Origin of the sequence: Mesorhizobium sp. M4A.F.Ca.ET.022.05.2.1, assembly GCF_003998845.1 — a bacterium.
Taxonomy (GTDB): domain Bacteria; phylum Pseudomonadota; class Alphaproteobacteria; order Rhizobiales; family Rhizobiaceae; genus Mesorhizobium.
The window spans coordinates 1-5,240 of record NZ_RZOJ01000420.1 but is presented as its reverse complement, the minus strand read 5'-3'; the positions used below and the strand labels follow the sequence as shown (position 1 = coordinate 5,240).

Sequence of the window (5,240 nt, the reverse complement as noted above, 5' to 3'; positions counted from 1 at the left end):
CGGAAATAGGGATACCCTGGAAACAGTCCCCGCCAGTAGAGGTGCGAATAGGCCCGCCGCTGCGGCTGCAGCCGATCGTGCCGCCAGTCGACCAGCTCGATCCAGCCGGCGTCGCGCAACGCCGAAAGCACCGCCGTCTGCGGCCCGGCGACGCAATTGTCGGCGATCATCAGATCGAAACCGTGCAGCTTGTGCCACGCGGTCCATTCGATCACATAGGGTTGCTCCAGCTTCATGATCGCGCAGATCACGGGCCTGTCGACCGAAAGCGGAAATCTCATCGCAACTCTTTCATCGTGCCAATTGCCGAAGTTCGATCTGCCGAAACTTGATCGCATCGCCATAGAAGGCCGCGAGCCGCTCGGCGGACGCTGTCCAGTCGCCGATGTCCAACTTATGAAAGCGGTAGCGTGCGTCGCCAGGCGGAAGCAGGTCGATGTCCGGCCTGATCGCCGGATCCAGGATGCCGGCCACCGGCAGGTGGATCGTGCGCGCCGACGACAGCCAGCAGGCCAGCCAGGCAAAGCTGCCTACCGACGCGACGACATGGCTTGCCCGGCGCAGCGTCTCGAAATCAGTCAACGGCGATGCCTTCGGCGCGAAGGCGGCATCGGGAAAGCGCTGGCGCAGGCGCCGGCAATAATCATTGTCGTCATGGACCTGGCCGACGAAGACCGGCTTGCGGCCACTGTCCCGGCTAAGGGTCTCGAAGAAGGCGAACGGCATCGGGCAGTAGTTGCGGTGGGAGCCGTCGAGTATATCGCCGGCCCGCACATGGATGACGAGGAATTCGTCGCCATAGGTCGGCGCATCGACTGCACGCCCGTCGAAAAACCCGGAAACCTCCATTCGATCGTAATAGCCCAACCTCTGTGCGAAGCCCTTGAACAGGATGCTCCGCGCGCGTTTCTCACGGAACGCGGCAGCGATCGTGTCGAGATCGTAGCGATGATAGCCTTCTACCCGAAGCGCCCGGTATCTCCACACAAGAGGCGGCCGCAGCTTGGCGATGGACCATTCCGGCAGATCGGCGTTGCAGACATAGCCGCCGGGAATGCGCCCGGCCAGCACATGGCTGAACATGTACTGGAACATCCTGTTTCCCATGCCGCCAAGCGGCCGCATGACGATCGGTACACGCCGCATCGAACCCCCTTGAAGCCGGCACCGGATCGAGCCTGTCGATCGCGATCCCGGCATTGTGCGCTGGAATAATCGCGTGAGGATCGTCTGATACGCAAGCCGTGCTTGTCGTCGCGTATCGGGGCCCAGTGCAGTCTAGGGATATTTTGTCTGAACTGCGATCGCGTCCCGGGAATCGCTCTCCAGGTCCTTCGGCAGCGGCAGGCTCGAGCAGTTCAAGTGCACCTCGCGGGCGAACAGCTTTCGCTGCTTCTGCTCGTGCTCCTTGATGGCCGCCACCAGCCCCATGCTGTACGGGCCAAGCAGGACGCCGAAGCCCCAGCCGGGGTGCTCCTTTTCGCGAGCGGCGTAGTTCGAGGCATCCATGCGGGCTTTCTGGCATTCCGGCGACGCCCATTTCGGGTCCTGCTGCGAAAGCGACGTTTCATAGTCGACCGGAGAGGTCACACACCCGGCCAAAGTCGCCGCCAGCACGACAAGCACTGCAATTCTCATCCACAAGCCTTTCCTAAAGCATCGCGGAGAAACCACAGATCGCTTGCTTCCACAAGGCGCGGGCTTGGACGAGGCAGCGAGAAACAGGGTTATCGTCGTTGGTCGCCCGGCTCAGAACTTGCGGCTGAGATAAGCGAGCATCGTGATCGGGCTGGGCGCGCATTGCCGGCAGGCTGGGCGCGACATTACCGGCGGCTCGGGCCTGGAAAGATTGCGCCTCCTACGCATGACTATTCTTGTGAGATGTAACATTCAAAGGCAGTGATATATTGCCGGCTTTGGCTGACGTTTCTTCAACGGGAGACATGGCATGCTGGCAATACCGATATCCCATCCAGGAGATCAGCCCGCCGTCGGGACGATATCCTCCTCGACCGGATCCTCCCCGACTCTATCGTCCTTGACCGGCTATCCGGCCGCCGTGCTGTGCTGGCTGCTTTCGGCCGGCGTCTACATCGCGGCCAAATGGGTGGCGCCGGAAATGCCGCCCTGGGGCCTCTGCTTCTGGCGGCTTGCGCTCGCCTCAGCCATCCTGCTGCCGATCGTGCACCGCCATCACGGCGCGATGATCACGCTGCTCAAAACCCGCGCGGTGGAGATCGTCGTCGTCGGCGCGATCGGCCTGACGCTTTGCCAGGGCATGATCTACCACGGCCTCAACGACACCGACGCCACAACGGCCGGCATCATCATGGCGCTGTCGCCGGTCATGACGATGGTGCTCGCCCGTTTTGTGCTTGGCGAGCCGCTCGGGCTCTGGAAGTCGCTCGGCGCGCTGGCGGCGCTTGCCGGGATGATGGTCATCGTCGCGCACGGCAACCTGACGGCGCTGCTTCAGCTCCGGTTCAATCCCGGCGAATTGTGGATCGTCGGCAGCGCGTTCTGCTGGGGTCTCTATACCGTGCTGCTGCGCCGTTCCAAATTCGGCCTCGAGCTGCTACCGCTGGTGGTTCTGCTGCTTGGCGCCGGCGCGCTGGTCGCCCTGCCCTTCCATCTGTGGGAACTGTTCAACGACGAACGCTCGGCCATGACCATCAACGGCCTGCTCGCGCTCGCCTATCTGGCGGGTCCGGGCGGCGCGCTGATGTACTATCTCTACAACCGAAGCGTGGAGACGCTCGGCGCCAGCCGAGCGAGCATGCTGCTCTACCTGCAGACGGTGTTCGTCGCGATACTGGCCTATCTGCTGCTCGGCGAGAACCTGCATGACTACGACCTGGTTGGTGCTGTCTTCATCGTGGCCGGCATCGTGCTCGCCACGGTGGTCAAGCCCATCCCGGGAAAAACGTGAAGCCGTCCGCAATTGCGCTTCGATAAGCTTGGGCTCCTGGCCCCTTCGGGAGCGGGCTGGCTCGGCGAAGCCGAGACGGAGAGGGCGCCGCCATTTGCGATCCTTCGAGCGGCCGGAGATTCCACAATCCCTGCATCATCGATATGATGAGGCGATGGGGCGCGACATCAATCGAAGGGGAGCATCCGGTGAACGAAAAAGCCAGTCCAAGAACACTCGCGGAGATCGCCAGCTATCACGCCCATATCTACTATGCCGGGCAGCCTGAGCGGCGGCATGCCGAATGGCTGCGGCTTCGCATCGCAGAACGTTTCCGCGTGCGCCTCGGCAACTGGCGCGACGAGCCGGTCGGCCCGCATCAGCAGGCGATGTACCAGGTCTCGTTCGCCAACGAGCTCTTCGCTACGCTGGTGCCATGGCTGATGTTGAACCACGGCGGCCTGAGCATTCTCATCCACCCCAACACCACCAACCCCAAGCGCGACCATCTGATCGACCCGATCTGGATCGGCCGGCCGCTGGGTGTGAACGGCGAGGTGCTTGGGGACGAAGATGAGGCGGAGGAGGCACTGGAGGTGAATACGGAGCCGACGCTGGGGGCCTAGGGCGGCGTCAGTCCGACAGAGGGCAGGTCTGATTGAACAGGATCGCCGGGCTCCTTGGCTTGGCGCTTAAGCTGGCGACATCGCATCATCAAGACGCAGCAGGCGCAATCGTAGCACGCTTGGCTACAGCCTTGCAGCTCTTGGCGGAATCGCCGACCCGTTTTGCGCATTTGTCTTGACACAATTCCGGACGAAAAGCCGCTGCGCTTTCTGGAATTTCTTTAGACTGCTTCGCCGGTCTCAATATACCCCTTTCGGCTTAGTCCATTTGAGATAGATGTTGGCCCTCGACTCCCACGTGAGTCAGCCCAATACTTCAACTTGTAAATTAAGCGAAGCGGGGGCTCGCGAACATGGATTCCGATATCATCTCGGGGATAGCTGTTACTTCGATCGTCGTCGGCTTCGCCGGTCAAGCCGTCTTGCTTTGGATCGCATGGCGCGGCCTTGAGTGGACGCCGGCGAAAGTTGTCGCGAGCTACCGAAGAGGGCGCTTCGCCGCAGCTGCCGGATTCGACCGAACTGCGGATCCTGGAGATCGCCGTTGCCTGCGGCTTTGAGTCTCCTTCGCATTTTTCAAAAACCTTCCGCGAGCATTTTGGAGAGGCTCCAAATTCTGTTCGCGCGCTCGCTCACGGCAGACGGGGCGGCCTGCGCTGCGCCGCAGGCGACTTGTCAGTGACACCACAAGCGTCGGGCCCAAAGCACCAAAATTATCGCTGAGGTTCGCAGTTCCGATCGGTCCGGATCGCAGTCCGCGCTAAACGACCAGTTTGTCGCAACGTGTGCGGTACTCCCCGAATTGCCGGTTCCGTAGTATGGCGAATCGACTTTGAAAATTTGGAGATTCCAGTGCTTCGCCGCAGTCTTGTTGTCTTTGCAGCGGTTGCTCTTACCGCTTGCGTCTCGTCCTCCATTGACCCGCAGAGCAAGGCCTCCATGGGCTCCGTCTACGTGGAGCCTGTGCAGCTGTCGAAAGCCTCTGTCTTTGCGCCAAATTCAAGTGAGGCAAATGCAAGTTCCGGGAAAGTGCCCGCCACGGTATCAGAGGCTACTTCTCGTCTTCAAGAGATCGTGGACACGCGCACAAATCTCCGCGAGCTCATCGAGAGTCAGGCGAAGGAAGACCTTATTAGCAAGGGATATCGCGTAACAGACGCGGCATCGGGCGCCTCCGCCAAGCTGAAGATCAATGTCTACAACGCATTGAGCGTACCAGTCGGCGATGGGCGAGGCATTGCGATGACCGTCAGCGCTGAGATGGTTCGTTCATCGGACGGCAAACGGCTCATGTTCGCCGGCGCCAGCCAAATCAAGGATGCTGAAGCGCAGGGCGTTCGCATGGCGCCCTATGCCGAGTGGTTCACCAATGAGGATTTCCTCGTAGAGCAGTACCGTTTGGTCGCTCGGCTGCTTACCGCTCAGGCCCTTGCGGGCCTATAGGGACGTAAAAGCTGGGTCGAGGCGACGACCAGCACCGGATCTAACTCGCGCGAAATCTGTGAAAGCAGGAGCAAGGCCTCGTGGCGAGCCGGATGGACTGGCCATGCGGGGGCGGTCGGCTGCCGGCCTATCCCCCCGCCAGTCTTGGCAGCAGAAAAATCTCCGCCCCCTCAGGCAATTCCTTCGACCACGTATCCCGATAGATCGTGCCGTCGATCGCGACAGCGATGCCGCGATCGATCAGCGGCTCGAAGGTGGGATAC

At 61.4% G+C, this 5,240-nt stretch carries 6 protein-coding genes and 2 pseudogenes; 4 read left to right on the top strand and 4 right to left on the bottom strand.

The annotated features are described in order from the left end of the window. From EN745_RS29400 to EN745_RS29390, 3 genes and pseudogenes are all read right to left on the bottom strand, one after another. Nucleotides 1-281: pseudogene (locus tag EN745_RS29400) on the bottom strand (hypothetical protein); the annotation flags it as partial. A 10-nt stretch (nucleotides 282-291) separates the two neighbouring features. Then, the gene (locus tag EN745_RS29395) at nucleotides 292-1,146 is read right to left on the bottom strand and encodes an alpha-1,2-fucosyltransferase (protein ID WP_189363193.1); all 855 of its coding nucleotides are present in this window, start codon (nucleotides 1,144-1,146) and stop codon (nucleotides 292-294) included. A gap of 132 nt (nucleotides 1,147-1,278) precedes the next feature. Beyond that, on the bottom strand, nucleotides 1,279-1,638 hold the full coding sequence (locus EN745_RS29390; protein ID WP_126056094.1) for a hypothetical protein: 360 nt from the start codon (nucleotides 1,636-1,638) through the stop codon (nucleotides 1,279-1,281). 310 nt (nucleotides 1,639-1,948) lie between these two features. Between EN745_RS29390 and EN745_RS29385 the strand changes: the two genes are divergently transcribed. The 4 genes from EN745_RS29385 (at nucleotide 1,949) to EN745_RS29370 (ending at nucleotide 4,977) form a co-directional block, all read left to right on the top strand. Further along, entirely contained in the window at nucleotides 1,949-2,929 is a 981-nt protein-coding gene (locus EN745_RS29385) for an EamA family transporter (RefSeq protein WP_189363192.1), read from the top strand. 146 nt (nucleotides 2,930-3,075) lie between these two features. Further along, nucleotides 3,076-3,534 (top strand): DOPA 4,5-dioxygenase family protein, encoded by a 459-nt coding sequence (locus EN745_RS29380; RefSeq protein ID WP_127422857.1) that lies wholly within the window; start codon nucleotides 3,076-3,078, stop codon nucleotides 3,532-3,534. A gap of 447 nt (nucleotides 3,535-3,981) precedes the next feature. Continuing rightward, complete coding sequence (locus EN745_RS29375; RefSeq protein ID WP_348628235.1) at nucleotides 3,982-4,257, top strand: helix-turn-helix domain-containing protein; 276 nt, start codon at nucleotides 3,982-3,984, stop codon at nucleotides 4,255-4,257. 129 nt (nucleotides 4,258-4,386) lie between these two features. Continuing rightward, nucleotides 4,387-4,977, top strand: a complete 591-nt coding sequence (locus tag EN745_RS29370) for a hypothetical protein (protein WP_145992193.1) — start codon at nucleotides 4,387-4,389, stop codon at nucleotides 4,975-4,977. Between the two features lie 127 nt (nucleotides 4,978-5,104). Here the strand turns inward: EN745_RS29370 and EN745_RS37700 are convergent. Then, nucleotides 5,105-5,240 (bottom strand): annotated as a pseudogene (locus EN745_RS37700) (MoaD/ThiS family protein); the annotation flags it as partial.

Bases quoted from the DNA above. Each gene is read 5' to 3' on its own strand.
- EN745_RS29395 (WP_189363193.1), bottom strand. From the start codon at position 1,146: ATGCGGCGTGTACCGATCGTCATGCGGCCGCTTGGCGGCATGGGAAAC.
- EN745_RS29380 (WP_127422857.1), top strand. From the start codon at position 3,076: ATGAGGCGATGGGGCGCGACATCAATCGAAGGGGAGCATCCGGTGAAC.
- EN745_RS29390 (WP_126056094.1), bottom strand. From the start codon at position 1,638: ATGAGAATTGCAGTGCTTGTCGTGCTGGCGGCGACTTTGGCCGGGTGT.
- EN745_RS29385 (WP_189363192.1), top strand. From the start codon at position 1,949: ATGCTGGCAATACCGATATCCCATCCAGGAGATCAGCCCGCCGTCGGG.